The 19,272-nt window shown below is 50.9% G+C and carries 10 protein-coding genes, 1 tRNA gene and 2 rRNA genes; all 13 read right to left on the bottom strand.

Going from position 1 to position 19,272, the window contains the following annotated elements; all coding sequences use genetic code 11:
* Positions 1–14: 14 nt before the first annotated feature.
* The 13 genes from BQ2633_RS07460 to BQ2633_RS07400 all read right to left on the bottom strand — a co-directional run bounded on the left by BQ2633_RS07460 (position 15) and on the right by BQ2633_RS07400 (position 19,260).
* Entirely contained in the window at positions 15–1,034 is a 1,020-nt protein-coding gene (locus tag BQ2633_RS07460) for a DUF4302 domain-containing protein (RefSeq protein ID WP_075566153.1), read from the bottom strand.
* 32 nt (positions 1,035–1,066) lie between these two features.
* Positions 1,067–2,053, bottom strand: a complete 987-nt coding sequence (locus BQ2633_RS07455) for a putative zinc-binding metallopeptidase (protein WP_075567287.1) — start codon at positions 2,051–2,053, stop codon at positions 1,067–1,069.
* Positions 2,054–2,064: 11 nt separating this feature from the next.
* Positions 2,065–3,624, bottom strand: a complete 1,560-nt coding sequence (locus BQ2633_RS07450; protein ID WP_075566152.1) for a RagB/SusD family nutrient uptake outer membrane protein — start codon at positions 3,622–3,624, stop codon at positions 2,065–2,067.
* Positions 3,625–3,759: 135 nt separating this feature from the next.
* Positions 3,760–7,143 carry a SusC/RagA family TonB-linked outer membrane protein gene (locus BQ2633_RS07445; RefSeq protein WP_075566151.1) on the bottom strand — a complete coding sequence of 1,128 codons (3,384 nt, stop codon included), beginning with the start codon at positions 7,141–7,143 and terminating at the stop codon, positions 3,760–3,762.
* A gap of 132 nt (positions 7,144–7,275) precedes the next feature.
* The gene (locus tag BQ2633_RS07440) at positions 7,276–9,576 is read right to left on the bottom strand and encodes a TonB-dependent receptor family protein (RefSeq protein WP_075566150.1); all 2,301 of its coding nucleotides are present in this window, start codon (positions 9,574–9,576) and stop codon (positions 7,276–7,278) included.
* Positions 9,577–9,906: 330 nt separating this feature from the next.
* Entirely contained in the window at positions 9,907–10,470 is a 564-nt protein-coding gene (locus BQ2633_RS07435) for a hypothetical protein (RefSeq protein WP_075566149.1), read from the bottom strand.
* Positions 10,471–10,565: 95 nt separating this feature from the next.
* On the bottom strand, positions 10,566–11,411 hold the full coding sequence (locus BQ2633_RS07430; RefSeq protein WP_075566147.1) for an Omp28-related outer membrane protein: 846 nt from the start codon (positions 11,409–11,411) through the stop codon (positions 10,566–10,568).
* Positions 11,412–11,422: 11 nt separating this feature from the next.
* On the bottom strand, positions 11,423–13,207 hold the full coding sequence (locus tag BQ2633_RS07425; RefSeq protein ID WP_141700160.1) for a DUF6029 family protein: 1,785 nt from the start codon (positions 13,205–13,207) through the stop codon (positions 11,423–11,425).
* Between the two features lie 13 nt (positions 13,208–13,220).
* Positions 13,221–13,727 (bottom strand): TlpA family protein disulfide reductase, encoded by a 507-nt coding sequence (locus tag BQ2633_RS07420; RefSeq protein WP_075566142.1) that lies wholly within the window; start codon positions 13,725–13,727, stop codon positions 13,221–13,223.
* Positions 13,728–14,026: 299 nt separating this feature from the next.
* Positions 14,027–15,460, bottom strand: coding sequence for a Fe-S cluster assembly protein SufB (gene sufB / locus BQ2633_RS07415; protein WP_141700159.1), 1,434 nt, complete (start codon positions 15,458–15,460; stop codon positions 14,027–14,029).
* A 355-nt stretch (positions 15,461–15,815) separates the two neighbouring features.
* A 5S ribosomal RNA gene (gene rrf, locus BQ2633_RS07410) occupies positions 15,816–15,926 on the bottom strand.
* A 109-nt stretch (positions 15,927–16,035) separates the two neighbouring features.
* Positions 16,036–18,924: ribosomal RNA gene (locus BQ2633_RS07405) — 23S ribosomal RNA — on the bottom strand.
* A gap of 262 nt (positions 18,925–19,186) precedes the next feature.
* Positions 19,187–19,260 (bottom strand) — tRNA-Ala (locus BQ2633_RS07400).
* Positions 19,261–19,272: the final 12 nt, after the last annotated feature.

Here is a 19,272-nt window from a genome sequence, read left to right as displayed (position 1 = left end):
TAAGCAAATGCTCGTTATTTCGCATCCCAAATCTCGGCTTTCAATCCGGTGATTCGACCTTCAGGGTGCAAATGTCGGCTCACATAGCGTGTGCTACGCAACAAAGTGTCATACACTTCCACAAGTTCTGCTTCAAACTTGTTGCCATTGCGCACAAAATCATAGAACTGTATCTTCTTGTCATAGCGCAAACCAGCACGGAAAGTCAATCCTTGCTCCGTACCTACGTAGCCTGAGCCCAAACCTGTGATGGATTTTGGAGGATAATCGGGGATGGGATTGCGCTGTTTGACAAAGACAAAGAGATAATATCGCTTATCTTTGATTTCGCGCAACAGAGATGCGTTGGTTTCCACTGGACGTTTCACGAAGTAATCACTCTGGAAGTAGGTACGCCCTCCGCGATGAATGCGCAACTGAGGGTTGAGCATCCCTTCAAACCACTGACGGTTCTCCACCGACTTTTGGATAACCTCTGCCATGCCCTCAGGAGATTGGAGGGGAACCATGCGAATGTATTCGCGCGCTGGGCGCAAATGCTGTGCCGTGCGAAACATCAAGGCACCATCAGGGTCGGTGCCCATGAAGAGCCAGTCGGAACTTCCTTCAAAACGCTCATTGACTAGTCGGTGCAAATAGGAATAAGTCACAAAACTCAACTGGGTAAAGCTATTTCTGTTGATAGAAAATTCACTCACCTCGGGAGTTTTGGCGGTGTTTTCGGAGTAGTCTGCACGCATCTCCACCTTATTGTCTGCCGTAAAACGCATGGTGAAACAGTGTCCGCCATATCCGTAGCTTCCTCGGAGGAGCGACTGCGGAATATCTTGGTCGGGTTGGGTGTAGAGCAGTGAATCGGTGCGTGAGAAATAGAGAACTCTCCACCCATAAGGCGCACTGACGAGCCGTTGTTTCAGAGCATCTACGGATTCTTGCGCACGCGCTGTGGGAGAGATCTTAAAAACAGAATCATCACTATTGCAAGCGGCAAGTGTGCCGAGGCAAAGCAACAGTAGGAAGAGATACTTACGCATTATATAATATAGGAGTTGCTGAGAAAAATCCACTATCCACGATAGCTGCGGAGCTTGCGTGCGGTGGTGATTTGCCAACGGCGGAAGTCTACGCGCCACACTTTCTGCAAATAGTCCGTCACAAAGGCTTGTTTGCGGCTCAACTGCTGAGCTGCTACTTTAGCTTCTTCCGTGTAACGTGCCTGCACTTCAGGGTCGGCATCCGTGTCGGGCGTAGCTGCTTCTGTCAAAGCCTGTTGTACCTGCAAGGGAGTGGCACAAACCGTGGCACTGATCATTTCTGCCATGTCTTCTTCTGCTGAGACCATACCATGAATTGTGAGAAAACCGCGCTTGTTCGCCCAACTGTCAATGCCAAACTGTTGATCGATGGTGCGACCAGCTTGCCAAGGAGCCACCAACGAAGCCGTGCTTCCCGTGTAGCGATCGCCAGAGATGGCGGAGAACGCCACTCGGTCATAAGGAAGTTGTGCCAGGAGACGGCGAGAGAGTTGGTGAAATCCCATGCGTGCCAACAGATAAACCTTGTTAGGGTCGTCTGCAGAAAAGGCATTGCAATGCGTGAGCATCATCGTGGTGGGAGCTTGTGGCAAAGACAACCGCACCATACCATGAGCATCGGCATAGGCTCCTCCATAAAGCACCAAGCGCAATGGCGCACGACCGAGAAGAAAGTTGGAACGGTCTTGATCGGCAAAGGCGAAACTCTCTAAACACAAGGTGCGGAAGGCGCGCAACACAGGTTTCACCTGCTCCGTGCGTGGAGGATAAAGATAGTCGGTTGCTGCACCGCCATGATTTTCTTGGCGATACACCACCTCTATGCCGTAGGGCAAGGTGATGCTGTCACGAATCCAGCGATCGAGTTCCGTTGCTGGCACAGCACTTTGACGCGTAGCCACCACACTTGTGGAAGAAAGGGCATCTTCCCCACAACTGCTGAAGGCGGAAATGCCCAACACGAGGAGAGCAAGAGCGCAAAGTTTATGGCGCAAAACAGAACTATTAGAAAAAAACATAGGCATCGTCATCATTGGAATACTTCATTGCGTTCGCGCGGATTGGGAGCGAGTCCGCGTTCTTGCGCTTGAATGGGGATTTGCAACATCTTGCGAGGATCTTCCTTCTCAAGAGGGTGATAATAACTGCTCTTGTCGCTGCGTTTGAGCGCGAGATGGAAGCGGCGAATGTCCAACCATCGCAGGCCTTCTTGGAAAAACTCTTGGCGACGCAAGCCAAGAATTGTGCGTACCATAGCCAGTTGTTTGAGCGTAAGTCCATAACTTGGACGAATCTCGTTGTAGTGTTTTCGGCTTGTGTTGGTGAACACAGCGCGCTCCACAGAGGGCATGAAACCAAACTTCCCTTGCCAATAGTCCATCATGTCGTCAATCGCAGCAGAATAACGCTGCATCATCGCCAAGGCTTCCATGCGATTGAGCAACACCTCGTCAGTGGTGAGCAACACATTGGTGACATAGATGCCGCGCGGTTTGCTGCCCGTGCTTTCCACACTGGAGAGTTCGTCGAATTTGGCTTGATACACCCCATCCTTCACGGGAGAGGGTGAGGAAGAAAAGAGATAAGTGCTCACCATGTCCATGCGTGCATAGTCGCCTCCGCCTTCGATGCCAGCACGCGCAAAGACTTCGTTCATCGTGGTGTAGGTGGCTCCGTAGCGGTCGGTGGGTTGTTGGCGGGCATATCTCGACTCTGTAGTAGTGAGCAAGAGATTGGCAGGCTCTTCTGTGGCTGAATAACTGCGATAAAGTCCTGGATGATTGAACTCTAGGGTCTCTGCATATCGTTGCCAACTGCGAAGATGGCTCTTGGCATCACCACCTAAAACATAGTCAGCGTAGGCGATGACTTGCGCCCAGTCCCCTTTGTGGAGATAAAATCTCGAAGCAAAAGCGTAGGCGGCGCGCTTGGTGAAATGAAATTTGGGATGTTTGTAGTAATGATCGTCGACCAGTGTGATGCCGCGCTGGAGATCCTTCTCAATCTTTTGGTAGACCTCCGCCACTGTGCCGCGTTGATAATCTACAATGGCGTGCTTCTCTGGACGCTCCACATAAGGAATGCCAGGAGCATCGGAATTTTCACGATAGGGTTCTGCCCAAATGTTGACCAACATGAAGTGGAGATAGGCGCGCAACAAGAAGGCTTCGCCATACAAGGCTTTCACGCGAGGAGTTTTGGGATAGTTCGCCAGCAACTCCAGTGCTTTATTGGCTTGCGCTATACCTTTGTAGCACGATTTCCAGTAGTTGAGCGGAGTGTCAAGGTCGTCTTGCTGATCATCTTCCCAAAAATACATGGCTTCATTGAGGCGCGTGTGCACACCATTGGTGCGCAGCCCCACATTGTCCGTACGGGCTTCGAGGAATGCAAAATAACTGGCCTGTGGATAGGCAGCAGTGAGCAATTCTGCAATCTTTTCTTCATTGTCGATGCGCACATTGAGGTCGCTATCGGGCTGTTCGCTCAAAAAGTCTCCACAACTCACACCGGCAATGAGCCACAGCGCACAGAGCCAAAGAGAGCTTCGTTGGAAAACGTGGGAGAGTTTGGAAAAAATGTCGGACATTTTTGGAAAAACGTTGGAGTTTTTTGGAAAAACGTTGGAGATTTTCTGAGAAATCTCGGAGATTTTGTGTAGCCCCTTCGGAAACCCTTGAAATTCGAGCCTAGGGGGACTAGCTTCTCACGCAATAATCTGGCTTTAGAAACCTAGAGAGAGCGAGAGGGTCACCTGGCGCGGCGTGGGCAATGCCACACCACCAGAGCGATAATACTCAGGATCTTGACCGTGCAAACGAGGGTCGGCATAAATCAACAAAGGATTGGTGACATTCAAGCGCACGGCTGCTGAAGAGAGAGAGAGTTTCTTAGCCACGCTTTCTGAAAGACGATAAGCCAAAGCCACGTTTTTCAGACGAACGAAGGAACCATCTGCCACCATCTCCTGCGAATAGTTGTAAGTGTTGTAAGCACGCTCTATGTTTTCGCGTCCCACTTGTTCAATCAAGGCTTGCGAGGGAAGAACAGGCACATCAGTACGCAGTTCATCACTAGGATTCAACCAACGATCACGATAGCGCGTGGAGAAAACGTTGAGATCGGCAAACGAAGGGTCGAAGGTGGGATTCAAACGAATCTTATTGCCAGCCTGCATGGTGAAGAACACAGAGAGTTCCCACTGCTTCCACGAGAGAGTATTGGAAAGTCCGCCAGTGATTTGCGGTTCGATGGGACCATGATAGCGCAGATAAGTCTTATTATATTGCGTGTCGGAGAAATCTGCTCCTGCAATGTGGGAGTATTCGCCCGAGTTGGTGGGATAACGTCCAAAATGGAACGTAGGCAATCCGTTGATGTCTAGTCCATCATAGTTGAAGGAGAAAAGCGAACCGCGAGGGAAGCCCACAATGTTGCCGCGTCCGCGTCCAGCCACCATGTCGAAAGCGGTGGGAGCATTGAGCAAACGAGTAACTTCTTGGTGCATGGCACTAAACGTGAGACTGGTGCTCCACTTGAAATCGGAGGTCTTCACATTGATGGTGTGCAATCCTAGTTCCACACCCTGCGTGCGCATATCGCCAAAGTTGGCATACTTGTAGTATTGTCCGCCTACGCCCGACGTAGCCACGAGGTCGATGAGGTCATAACTGTTGCGCGCATAGAAATCGAGCGTGGCACTGATGCGATTATCCCAAAGACCGAGCTCAAGACCTGCGTTCCACTCCACCATCTTTTCCCAAGTGAGGTCGCGATTCTCCAAGTGGAGGATGCCGAGTTGGTTTTCTCTGTCTGCTAAATGCTGACGTGGGGTGAGCGCATTGCGATAAACAGCCGAAGCATTCACGGCGGCTTCGTTCATCTTTGCCGTGAGTCCGTAGCTCAAGCGCAGAGCAAGTTTCGAAATGGTGGGATAAGCGCGAAGGAATTCTTCACGATCCACATTCCACTTCGCACCAATGTTCCACGTAGGTAGCCAGAGAGTGCCGTTGCGTTGCCCAGAAGTATTAGCACTCTCGTAGTTGAGCACGCCATTCACCACATATTTTCCGGCAAAACCATACGTTCCGTTGAGGGAGAAGGTGACTCCGCGGTCGATTTGTTCGCGAAGACTAAAGTAACTCTCGCCTTCATCTGCCAGTTTTTGGAACATCAAGGGTGTGTGATACACTTGATTGCCGCGATCATATTGGATGCCGTAGCCGCTGAAAGGCGTGGATGTACGGAGAGCATGGCGAGCTTCGGCAAAGGCAAAGCCTTTCACGTCGTGCTGTCCAAAAGTTTTTTCATAGTCCACGGCGATGCGCGCCAACCAACTGTGGAGGGCTGCTTCGTTTTGATTGAGCAATCCACCTTGGGGAACGCCCACTTGAGGCAACAATTCGGGATGGTCTTTGTCGCGCACCAAATAGATATTCTCACGCGCCACCTCGGGCGTTTCGTTGGCGCGCATCGCTGCCAAGAGATTGCTTTGAGATGCCACGCGATGTGAAGTGGAAGTGTGGGCTTGTCGTGCAGAAACAAGGGCTTTCACCGACAAATCTTCGCGCAATTTGTAGTCCGCTTCCGCCTGCAATTTGAAGTCCACCACATCTATGTCCATCTTATTGTTGGCATATTCGTGGAGGATGTTGAAGGGTGCCCAGTTGTTGCGATAGAACGACAGCGTTCCATCGGGATTGTAGGGCGAAAGGGTGCGGCTCGTACCGAGGGCGTAAGAGAAAGGATTGATGTCGAAGTCTCGTTCAAACACCCCTTGTGCATGGTTCTTGCGCTGGGGCAAAGTGCCGGGCGCAGATTGTCCACGCAAACTTCCTTGTGCAGTGAGTGTTGCGGTGAGTTTGGGTGAAATGTAGAAGGTGTTTTTGAGATGCGCGGTGAGGCGATTCACCTTTTCGGGGAGTGTCCATCCGCCATCGTGGTAGAATCCCACAGAAACATAAGTTGCTGTGTTCTTGCCCCCACCAGAAAGTGAGATGCTGTGCTGTGTGGTGGGCGACAAAGTGAAGAGTTGGCGGAACCAATCGGTATTCGCCATTTCGCCACGTTGGAGAAAGGCGACACGCGCTTCGGGGGTATTGGGTTGCAAGAAGCTCCCTCTCGCCAAATCGTAGGTGCCCACGACATCATACCATTGACCAAAGATGCCGCTTCTGCGACCATAGCGAGAAGAATTGGCGTCGAAATAGCCTTTCTCTTCCATCTCTTGGTAGAGCGCCATGGTTTCTTGCGAATTGAGCAAGTCGTATTGTCCGTAATTCGGACGCAAGCGCACACTGTTTTCCGTGCTATAATTCACTTTGAGCGGTGTTTCGCGCTGCCCTTGCTTAGTGGTCACAACGATAACGCCATTCAAAGCGCGCGCACCATAGACAGAGGTGGCAGAAGCGTCTTTGAGCACCTGAATGTCTTGGATGTCGGCTGGATTGAGTCCGGCTATCGCTGAACCAATAAGGGTGACGGCATCGCCCGAAGCCAACTGATCGAGCGAGAGATGCACCAAATCTTCGTAGACGGCGCCATCGATGACCCACAAAGGCTGAACATTGCCCAAGATGGACGCACCACCGCGGATGTTGATGCGAGGGGCTGCGCCAAATGTGCCACTGATGGTTTGAAGATTCAGACCTGCCACGCGACCTTCGAGCATCTTGCTCACATCTGCCACGCCTTCTAGACGGATGTCTTGCATCTTCACGGCAGAAGCTGCGCCAGTGTAGATGCGATTGCGCACTTTCTGATAGCCCGTCACTACAACTTCATCCAAACTTCGATTGTCGGGTTTGAGCACAATGTCGCGTGTTTGTTCGCCATTGAGCGTGATACGCTGAGTTTGCATGCCCAAATGCGACACGAGGAGCGTGACTTTTCCGCTCATCTTGCCCAGACGGAGATGAAAGCGCCCGTCGGCATCGGTGAGCGCGCGGAATTTCGTACCTACCACTTGGAGGTGTGCACCTTGCAATGCCACTCCATCGGCATCGCGCACTATGCCCGAGAGCGTATGGTCCGCTTGGGCTTGCGCTGACAAGGCGGCGACGGAAACAATGGCACTGAAAAGTAAGCGAGAAGAAATGACGTTTGACATTAGTCGTTATGGAGTGAGAAAGTGGAAGTGTGAAGTGGAGAGGGAGAAATTGGAGTTAAGCTGTGCAGAACCATGTCTTGCAGGGTGCTACCTCCATGTTTTGAAGGGGCTTCCTCCCAAGCGAGACGCTACCTAAAGCCTAACATCGACTCCAAAATACACACCTAAGGGGTGTCCTACGCGAAGTCCTGATGGATGACGCGAAGCGAGATAGTGGGCATTGAGGAGGTTGATGCCATTGAGACTGAGCATGACTTGGCGACTCACGCGATATTTCGCTGAAGCATCTACGATGTAGTGGGCTGGGATGCGTTCGCGCTGGGCAATCTTCCCTTGTCCGGGCGTAGTACGCATATCTCCGTTGTAGCGTATGCCGAAGTTAAGTTCCCAGCTTGGGAGCTGGATGCCGAAATTGGCGTTGGCAGCGTGGCGGAAGATGTAAGGAATCTCATCACCTGCGTGAACATAGCCCCAAGCTCCGCTGGAAAACTCATTGTCCATGCGAGTGTGGGTGAAGGTGTAGGAGAGTTGGAGCGGGAATTGTGCTTTTCCCCATCGAGGTTGCGCTTGCGCCATAAATTCCAAACCACCCACGGTGGCTTTGCCCACGTTGAACTGTTCCAATGTGCCTTGTCCACCAGCTGCCAAGAGGTCGCTACCGAGCATGTGGTCGTAGCGGTTGTAGAATCCGATGGCTTCTACCTTGCATAGCTGCGTAGTCCAGCGCAGACCACTCTCAAGGTTGGTGCTGTGCTCGGCTTCTTGTTGCCACACGGCTCCTGGAGGGGCAAAACCGCGGTGCGCACCTCCGATGAAAGAGAGCGTGGGAAGGAGCTTGATATTCAGACCTACACCAGGCAACCACGCATGCGCGCTGTTGGGAGTTTCTTGGCGCACCTTGCCGCTGCGACGAGGATCCGCCTTCGTATAGTTTTTCTTCAACAAAGATACAGCTTCGTAGCGCGCACCTGCCGTGAGAGTAAGCACGCCCTTCACCCATTTCAAGAGGGAATAGCCCGACCAAGCGTGGGCAGAGGTGATGGCATTGGCTTGACTGCCAGGAAGTCCAGGCAAAAAGAGCGACATGCGCTGATTGACCATGCGATAGCCGTCATCTTGTTGGAAGCGGTCTTCGTCATCTTCATGGTAGCGGATGCCTATTTCTCCAGAAAGGACACCGTCCCACAAAGGCATTTTCCATTCGCCCTTGGCCTGAGCACCGCGCGAATGATACAAGCGATGGTTGGCACGGAGCATCAAAGCTTCGCCATCATAGGATTTCTCACCTCGCACCAAGTCAAAGGCTTCGCTCAAAAGGTCAGGATCGACCAAAACATCTCCGATGCTGTGCTTCTGACCCGACCACACTCCCGTGCGGACATCGTTGAGTTTGTACCAATTTCTGAAGAAGCGATTGTAATAGAGTTGCGTCGTCACCTTCCAACGATAGCCCCCATCGAGCACATAAGTGGCTGCCCACTGCTGATGTCGTGTGGTGAGATCGTCGCGCTGTGCAGCAGGATAGCGCAGATAGGGCGTGCGCGCAAAGTCGGCTTCGGTGAGCCCGAGATAAGTTTCGTCGGAATGCTCCTGCGCATAACCAAATTTGAGGGTCAATCTGTGGTTGATGCCATCTTCATTGGCGGTTTGCACGAGAAATTTCGTATTGAGGTCGTGGCGGCGGAAGCCCATTTCTTCATGACCTTGGGCATGGCGAAAACCATTGCTGCGATAGTGAAGATATTCTACGAGCCAACCGCCATATTTTCCGCCATTGCCCACGAGAGCATAAGCCTTACCGGTGGCAAAGCTACCGAAAGAGGCATTGAGACGTGCCGTAAATTTCTTAGGGATGGGGGTAGACACTAAGTTGATGGCGCCACCAGTGGTGAACGGACCATACTGCACTTGGCTACTTCCCTTCAAGACTTCGATGGCATACATGCGCGCCACGTTGGGGAAATAGTAAGCCGCGGGCGAAGCATAGGGAGCAGGCGCAATGGGGATGCCGTCTTCCATGAGAGAAATACGCTCACTACGCTCTGCTTTCGTACCACGCAAACTGATGTTGGGGCGCAAACCATAGCCGTCTTCTTCATAGACATTGACACCGGGCACACTTTTGAGCAAGCGGTTGATGTCGGTGTAGCCCATTCGTTGGATTTCTTGGGGAGAAATATAGTAGGCCGAACCTGTGCGGTTGCGAGCTTCAAACTTACTTCCGAGCATTTGCCCTGCACTCACCACTACTTCCGACACTTTCTGCTCACGCTCACTGGTGAGTGTCGAGTCTTGTGCAGCAGTTGATGCAGTGCGCGTGGTGTCACTGGGCTGATTTGGCATAGGCACAAACGCAGCATGAGCAGCACTCGTCAAAGGTAGCGCGCTGCCCATCCATAGCCAAAAGGAAAACTTATGAGAAAAGGGTGTCATAGATGCGTGGCGGTTTATCCGCAATCAATGCGTACAAACCGTTCTTGCCATTGTTTTTTACGGAAAATGCGGGGAAATGTTTTGCGTATGGATATATCGCAAAAGAACATTCTTGTTATGCAGTGCAAAATTACGACTTTCTGGAGTTTTCCACAATCACTATATCTAGGTATTTTGGTGAGGAACAGTACCCTTCTGGCTGGTAATTCTGTCATCTCTACTAGCCATTTCCCACAACTTTCACACTAGACCCAAAAATCGCCCTACTATCTGCGGTAGTAGGGCGATTTTTTCATTGGTTACTGACCAAGTGTCGAGAAGAAACCTCCTTTATTTCTTGGCGTAAGTATAGCGAAGGGTGTAGGTGGCAGGGGCTTTTTCACCAGCCGCTTGGAGTTGCAAAGTGGTAGTCACCGTAGTATATTGCTTTGGTGCAAAGGCACACTCAAGCAAAAGGGAAGTTTGGGGACGCTCCACGGTCAAAGTGCCTTGACGAGTCTCAGTAGCCTTGCTCATTGGCGCACATTCGGGAGTCACACCACACCAAGTGAAACGCTCGAAATCGGTGGTTGTCACCGTAGCGGTGTAGTTGAGCGGAAGTTTTGTGGCTTCGGCTTTCTTATCTCCGGCTGTATTGAGCACAATAACGGGAGAGGGAGAAGTGAAATCTGGGTGATCATCACCAGCTTTCACCTCCATTTCACCAGGTGCATAGTCGAAAACACGCTCGGTGGCCGCAATCACGATGGTGCTACCGCTGGGATATACTTTGCCTTGATAGGAGAGGGCAAGTTGGGGTTGCGCCTTTTCGGGGTGAGGAACGGGCTTTTCTTCATTGTCGCCACAAGAAACGAAGGCGAAAAGACTCAAAAGAGCAATAAGGATTTTGTTCATAAAATAAGAGTGGGCACAGCCCTTTTTGCGTAGCTTCTAACGTTGGGTCACAGAACTACGAAGTTAAACATGATATATCTTTGAAAGTAGTTAGATTATTCGGGAGTATCGGACAGCACTTTGGTAGTTTGCACTTCCAACACGCGACCTGTGGGGCGATGCTGCACGAAACCTACGAGATGGAGTCGCTCGGGCTGCACCAGAAGTTGGGGATATTTGGCTTGCAAACTGGGGGAAGTCGCCAAAAGTCCATAAGCGGTGGGCAAAGTGACGGTGTGTTGCCATGAAGTCTGGGAAGTTGCCTGATGTGCCACTGCTACCCCTTGTCGAGGAGTAAGGATTTGTCGCAACACATGGCGATGCACATAGTCGAGCGTGCGACGACCATTGGAGAGATATTGCAAGGAGTGGATACCGTCTTCCACGAGGAAGAGGGTGAAAATGCAATCTTCTAGCGATGCACTCGCAGCTACCTCAGTGGTCAACTGACGAGTGGTGGCATCATAGCGAGAGGTGAGGAGGATTTTGGCCTCGGTAGGCTGCGTCAACTGCTGTGCCACACGCGCACTCCACGAGGGGGGAAGCGACAACGCGCCTCCATCGACACTGCCCATGGGCCATCCAGTCACACCTGCCTGCTGGGTGAGCCATTCGCTATCGACATTGGACAAACCCAAAACGCTGCGCTCACCATTTTCCGCAAGATGACCGCCATGCACTGCGACAGCTACGACATGAGCGCCCGAAGCACCACGCTGCAAATGAGACACTTGCTCAGCTGCCTCGGGACAATTGACACAGCGCTGTCCTGTGTATTCAAGGAGCAACACATGTTTGTTGGGCACAATCGGAGTGGGCTGCGACCAGCGTTCTTCAGGAGCTAGGCTATTACAGCCCATCAGCGTGAAGAGGAGGGAACAAAGGAGGAATATATGGCGCATGGAAGAGAGGACTAAAAGGTGAGATTGTAGGAAAGTGTCCAACCGCGTTGGGCAGGAATGTAGCGACACACACCGCCAGCGCAGTTGTAGCCTGCGCGCGTGCGACCATAGCCCAGTTGCAAGCGGTGCAATCCCTCGGTGTAGGTGAGAAAACCTTGGAGATAGTGGACTGCCGACTCACGATTGAGGGAGGGTGAATAGACGTGCCCGTTATATTGATCGGTGAGGGTGAGCATCCACTTGTGGAAAGCAGAGACTTCTACAAGTGCACTTGCCCAATCGCCCTGATCTTGCTGCGTGTGGAGATATTGAAGTTCGGTGCGAATGCCCAAATTGCGTGACGCTTTCCACCGCAATTCTCCGATGCCAATGTGGCTGGTGATGAGACCGCCCTTGCCTTCTATCGCTGTTTTGTCGTAACGCTGATGGAGATAAGCGAGATGCAAGTGGAGCGGACGGGAAAGACGACGGTCGAGGTCTACTCCGATTTCGCGATAGAGGGTGCTACCCATGGCAAAGAATCCACGACTTTGCATGCCATCTGTGCCCATTAAACCCAAAGAAGCGGAAGGTGCTGTTCCTGCTAGGGGATTTGCTGTCGCAACGGATTCAAGACCAAGGGCGAAGATTTGCGAAGCGTGCCCCTTGAGTGTAGTGCCATATCTGCCCCCTAATGTGCTACGTTTGGGAAGATTGTAGGAAATCTCGCCTTGAAATGCCCATTCGCCAGGAACACTCTGAGTGGCATATGGATAGAGTGTAGTGAGTGCATAGGTGGGTTGTGGGGTGAAGGGGGGCAAATGGTTGAGCATGGAAGGCGAAAGACTACCACTACGCTGGGAGCGGAAACTCATATTCTCAGCTCGTTTCGCCTGAAACAATGCCACAAAACCGCGACGCGCATAGCTAGTGCTCACCAATAATGCACTTCCCAAACCATAGGTATAGCCATTGTCGAAAGAGGGATCTTGACCTTTGAGGGCATATTCTGCAAGCGCATTGAAACGACCTTGATGCAGCGCCAAACGCACATCGAAGGCATGCACCCAAGTGGGCTGAATCAACTGCTGTCGCAGGGGATATTCCTGCCCGGGCTGTGTGATAATGCGACTGAGATTGTCTTGTTTTTCCTGTTTTGCCACCCAAGATGCCCCAAGAATAAGGCGAGAAGAGGGCAAAAAGGACAGACGAGGGAGGGTCCACTCACCATCCAATCCGAAGATATTCGCGGGATTCGTACTCCAATAGTGGCGCTGACGACCGGCAATGGCTTTAATTTGCACATCGGCTCCGGCATCTACAGCGACACGGATGCCACGAAGGTGACTGTCGACGCCAAGAGTGGGGGCTTCGTAGGTACGCAAGATGAAGCCAGAGCCAAATTGTTCGTAGTAACTACCGAGGGTAACATCAAAACGTCCCATGCGCCCACGAAGATACGCGTAAGGTAGGCCATGCCCTGCGAAGTCTTTCTCAAATCCGGGGAGGGGCTGTTGCTGATATTCGTAGCGCAAACCTGCTTCCCAACGATCGTAGATGAGGGAGAACTGAGCAGCAGAATTGGACAATAAGCCATGGCGTGTGTCATCCGTCCCAATTGCAGCATCTGTTTGCGGTAGGAGTAGGTCGGAACGTACACTACCATGAAAGATGATAGGCTTCTTCTCTACTGACTGGGAAAGAGTAAGGGTGGAATCTGCCTTCAATGATGACTCAACACTTGGTGTCGCAACATTTCCCTTTGCCATAAAGGGAAAAGCACAACCACAAAGGAGGATAAATAGCGGCTTCTTCATGCTTAGATGGTGGCTATTGCTTCACGAGTTCTCTCACTTTCTCGATGAGGTGTTCTTCTCCTCCTTCGGTATATCCTGAACGAGAGAGTACAACTTTTCCTTGCCCATCGAGCACAAAAACGTGGGGAATGAGATTAACGCCCATGGCACGGCGGAAATTGCTATTGGGATCGAGCAAGATGTCGAAGTCCCATCCCTTGCCATCGACAAAGGGGCGCACTTTTTCGGCATTTTGTCCTTCGTCAATGCTGACAGCTATGACTCGCACACCCGTTTCGCGCTGCCAGTCTTCATAAACTTCTGAGATGGCAGAAAGTTCTCGGTTGCAGGGTTTGCACCAAGTGGCAAAGAAACTGATGATGAGGGGACGCCCTGCATTGGAGAGGGTGTCGGTTTTAACGGACTTTCCTTCGAGATTGCGCAGCATCACGGCAGGAAGTTGCGACTTTGCAGGGGATTGCTGTGCAAAAGTGGTGAGACCAACCAGAAGGAAAAGGAAAGTGAATAGGATTTTCTTCATAATGATGGGAGAAAAATAAAGGGAGATGGGAGAACGTGGAGGAAATCTCGGACTTATCAAAAATTATCTCAGAGACTTTCCCCAAAAAAGGCGGAGATTTATCAAAAAATGTCGGATTTTTTTCAACAAAAACGCCGGAGATTTTTTCACGTCTCTCGGAGAAATTGGGCTGAAGGCTTCACGATGGGGCAAAGGACCTTGTAAGTCCAGAGAAAGGGGATAAAAAGAAGAAACTGATAGTCGCACCTTTTGCTGAGAGAAGGGGCGAACTATCAGTTCTGTATGGGATGGATCCGGAACTATCCTACGCTGCCTTCGAGAGAAACTGCGAGAAGTTTTTGCGCTTCAACCGCAAACTCCATGGGGAGCTTGTTGATGACTTCTTTGGCATAACCTCCTACGATGAGATTAACCGCATCTTCCATAGGGATGCCGCGCTGTTGGCAGTAGAGAAGTTGGTCTTCCGAAATCTTTGACGTGGTGGCTTCGTGCTCTACGATAGAGTCGTCGTTGTCCACATCGATGTAAGGGAAGGTGTGTGCTCCGCAGGTGGAACTGAGCAAGAGGGAGTCGCAAGAGGAATAGTTGCGCGATCCGTGGGCTTTCTTCGCCATGCGCACCAATCCACGATAGGAGTTTTGGCTCTTTCCTGCTGAGATACCTTTGGAAATAATCGTGGAACGGGTGTTGGGGGCGAGGTGAATCATCTTGGTACCTGTATCTGCCTCTTGGAAATTGTTGGTCACTGCCACTGAGTAGAACTCGGCTTGCGAACCTTCACCTGCGAGAATACAAGAGGGATATTTCCACGTGATAGCAGAACCGGTCTCAACTTGCGTCCAAGACAGACGAGCATTCTTACCTCGAAGGTGGCCTCGCTTGGTGACGAGATTGAGCACACCTCCCTTGCCTTCAGCATCACCGGGATACCAGTTTTGCACGGTGGAGTATTTAACTTCGGCATCTTCACCGACAATGATTTCGACAATCGCAGCGTGAAGTTGATTTTCATCGCGCATGGGAGCTGTACATCCTTCGAGATAGGACACATAGCCAGCATCGTCACAAACGATAAGGGTGCGCTCGAACTGACCGGTATTGCGTGCATTGATGCGGAAGTAGGTGGAGAGCTCCATGGGGCAACGCACACCCTTGGGGATATAGACGAAGGAACCATCGGAGAACACTGCGCTGTTGAGGGCTGCAAAATAGTTGTCACGATAGCTTACTACCGTGCCCAAGTACTTACGCACGAGTTCAGGATTTTCCTTTACTGCCTCGGAAAATGAGCTGAAGATGATGCCTTTCTCCTGAAGACGCTCCTTGAATGTGGTCTTGACTGATACGGAGTCCATGACGGCATCGACTGCTACTCCAGCAAGTGCCATGCGCTCTTCAAGGGGAATGCCGAGTTTGTCGAAGGTTTTCATCAACTCTGGGTCAATTTCTTTCGGACCATCTTTCTTCTTGGTGGGGTCAGCGTAGTAGGAGATGGCTTGGTAGTCAATCTCAGGAAGATTGACGTGCGACCACTCTGGGGTTTTGAGGGTTTGCCAGTAACGGAATGCGGTGAGGCGGAACTCGAGTAACCACTCGGGCTCTTCTTTCTTCGCGCTAATCTGACGAATGATGTCTTCATTGAGACCAGCTTCGATGATTTCGGTCTCTACATCCGTGACGAAGCCAGCTTCGTACTTTTGTTGAGTGAATTCTTTGAGATATTCGTTAGCCATTTGGTGATGTGTCAGTTGTGTGTTTGTTGTGTTGGCACAGCGCATGGGACTTCTTAGAGCTTTCTTCGTAGGCTTTGCCCACACTCATGTGTCTTATACGCCATATTGACTACAAAATTACAAAAATGCACGCGATAGACCAAACAATTACTGGAGATTCTTCCATAAGGCTCAAGGCAGTTGCTCTTGACTATTAGCTGTTTACTATAGAAATAACAAACTATCTCTCTGCTATAAGGATAAAAGCTGAAGGAAAGAAGTACAAAAACACTTAAGTGGACGATAATTTAGACTAAGGTAGCAATATGGAAACACAAAAAAGCCCCGAGTTCATATTGAACTCAGGGCTTTCGTAAAATGGCGGCGACCTACTCTCCCGCGGGTGTGCAGTACCATCGGCGCGGTCGGGCTTAACTTCTCTGTTCGGAATGGGAAGAGGTGGAACCCCGTCGCTATAACCACCGGAAATATCTCTTGAACATGCAACGCTTTCGCATTCTCCTTGTAACTCTAACTTTAGTCTTCTTATTCAGAAAACAAGCAAACAAAGCAGCTTTAAGTGTATTCCACCAAAGGAATAGAAGTTTCGGGCAATTAGTAGTGCTCGGCTTTGACGTCACCGTCTTTACACCTACACCCTATCAACGTTGTAGTCTACAACGACCCTTATGAGGAAATCTAATCTTGTGGCCGGCTTCGCACTTAGATGCTTTCAGCGCTTATCCGATCCCGACGTAGATACCCGGCGGTGCAGCTGGCGCCACAACCGGTAAACCAGAGGTCAGTCCAACACGGTCCTCTCGTACTAGTGTCAGAGCCACGCAAATTTCCTACGCCCACGATAGATAGAGACCGAACTGTCTCACGACGTTCTGAACCCAGCTCGCGTGCCACTTTAATGGGCGAACAGCCCAACCCTTGGGACCTTCTCCAGCCCCAGGATGTGACGAGCCGACATCGAGGTGCCAAACCACTCCGTCGATATGAGCTCTTGGGAGGGATCAGCCTGTTATCCCCGGAGTACCTTTTATCCTTTGAGCGATGGCCCTTCCATACGGAACCACCGGATCACTATGCTCTGCTTTCGCACCTGATCGACTTGTAGGTCTCTCAGTCAAGCGCCCTTTTGCCATTACACTCTACGGCCGGTTACCAATCGGCCTGAGGGCACCTTTAGAAGCCTCCGTTACGCTTTTGGAGGCGACCACCCCAGTCAAACTACCCACCAAACGCGGTCCTCTCATCTGAGAGTTAGGAACCAGACAGCCAAAGGGTCGTATTTCAACAGCGGCTCCACAAACACTGGCGTGCCTGCTTCATAGCCTCCGACCTATCCTACACATCGACTGCCCAATTACAACGTTAAGCTATAGTAAAGGTTCACGGGGTCTTTTCGTCCCATCGCGGGTAATCGGCATCTTCACCGATACTACAATTTCACTGGAATCATGGTTGAGACAGTGCCCAGATCATTACACCATTCGTGCAGGTCGGAACTTACCCGACAAGGAATTTCGCTACCTTAGGACCGTTATAGTTACGGCCGCCGTTTACTGGGGCTTCAATTCAAACCTTCGACCGGAGTCTAAGCTCTCCTCTTAACCTTCCAGCACCGGGCAGGTGTCAGACTGTATACTGCATCTTTCGATTTTGCACAGCCCTGTGTTTTTGTTAAACAGTTGCCTGGGCCGATTCTCTGCGCCTCACATTACTGTGAGGACCCCTTATTCCGAAGTTACGGGGTCAATTTGCCTAGTTCCTTAACCATGAATCTTCCAAGCGCCTTAGTATATTCTACCCGACTACGTGTGTCCGTTTACGGTACGGGTATCTTTGCTGTTAAGCTTAGCGGATTTTCTCGGGAGTAGGATTACCTTCACTATTACATTGTCCGAAGACGCTGTATACTATCGACTTTCAGCTCAGATGGTGGATTTGCCTGCCATCCTCATAACCTACAATCTTTAACGAGCTATTCCGTCAGCTCGCGGAAGTGTCACTCCTCCGTCTCCACATCGCCAACAAAGATAGTAACGGAATATTAACCGTTTCTGCCATCGGCATCACCATTAGGTTGAACCTTAGGTCCCGACTGACCCAGGGACGATTAACGTTGCCCTGGAAACCTTAGTCTTTCGGCGAGAGTGCATCTCACACTCTTTATCGTTACTTATACCTACATTTGCTTTTCATGAAGCTCCAACAGAGGTTATCCTCTATCTTCAAGGCCGCATGAATGCTCCCCTACCGATATCATTTGATATCCCACGGCTTCGGCAATAGACTTTATACCCGATTATTATCCATGCACAGTCCCTCGACTAGTGAGCTGTTACGCACTCTTTGAATGAATGGCTGCTTCCAAGCCAACATCCTAGCTGTCACGGGGACCACACTTCGTTAGTTTAACTTAGCCTATATTTCGGGGCCTTAGCCGGTGGTCAGGATTCTTCTCCTCTCGGGCGTGGACCTTAGCACCCACGCCCTCACTCCCGGGCTTAGCCTGTGTGCATTCGGAGTTTGTCTGGACTTGATAGGCGGTGAAGCCCTCGCATCCAATCAGTCGCTCTACCTCACACAGGGAACGCCCGAGGCTGCACCTAAATGCATTTCGGGGAGTACGAGCTATCTCCAAGTTTGATTGGCCTTTCACTCCTACCCTCACCTCATCCAGAAGCTTTTCAACGCTTATTGGTTCGGTCCTCCATCCCGTGTTACCGGGACTTCAACCTGGACAAGGGTAGATCACTTGGTTTCGCGTCTACCACCGCCGACTATGCGCCCTATTCAGACTCGCTTTCGCTTCGGCTTACGTGCTTCATAGCACTTAACCTTGCCGACGACGGTAACTCGTAGGTTCATTATGCAAAAGGCACGCCGTCACACCATAAGGTGCTCCGACCGCTTGTAGGCGTACGGTTTCAGGAACTTTTTCACTCCTCTAAAAGAGGTGCTTTTCACCTTTCCCTCACGGTACTGGTTCGCTATCGGTCTCTTACGAGTATTTAGCCTTGGCGGATGGGCCCGCCGGATTCAGACAGGATTTCACGTGTCCCGCCCTACTCAGGATACCACTATGCTTCATACGATTGTCGAGTACGAGACTGTCACTCTCTATGGTCGCTCTTTCCAAAGCGTTCCTCTAACTGTAATTCTTGCAACGTCGTGGTCCTACAACCCCATATAGACCGAAATCTATATGGTTTGGGCTCTTCCCCGTTCGCTCGCCACTACTAGGGGAATCATTATTATTTTCTTTTCCTAGGGGTACTAAGATGTTTCAGTTCCCCCCGTTAGCCTCCCGCATTTGCGGGATAACAGGTCTTCAACCTGCTGGGTTGTCCCATTCGGAAATCTGCGGATCAATGGTTATTTGCACCTACCCACAGCTTATCGCAGCTTATCACGTCCTTCATCGCCTGTAAGAGCCTAGGCATCCACCGTACGCCCTTAATTACTTCCTTTTCCTTATTCTAGACGTTAGGAATTAGACGTTAGACCTTAGTCTTTGCTAATCCTTTCGTAACTAGAAGGTGGGAATATACTTAAAGCTGTACTTTCGTTTACCTTTGTTTCGTTACTTGGATGATTCTCTGTTTTCGCATCTCACCTTGCGATGGATGGAAACAAGAATCAACTTGTTGCGTGTTCAATATGTCAAAGATCTCTTGCTCTGTCATTATGCTTTGATGTCTTATCATCATTGCGACTGAGCAGTAGAATGAGTGGAGAATAACGGATTCGAACCGTTGACCCCCTGCGTGCAAGGCAGGTGCTCTAGCCAGCTGAGCTAATCCCCCAAATCTTCGGAG

The sequence above is a fragment of the Ihuprevotella massiliensis genome (genome assembly GCA_900095835.1).
Classification (GTDB): Bacteria; Bacteroidota; Bacteroidia; order Bacteroidales; family Bacteroidaceae; genus Alloprevotella; species Alloprevotella massiliensis.
The sequence above is the reverse complement of the archived record's forward strand: the minus strand, read 5'-3'. Positions and strand labels throughout refer to the sequence as shown.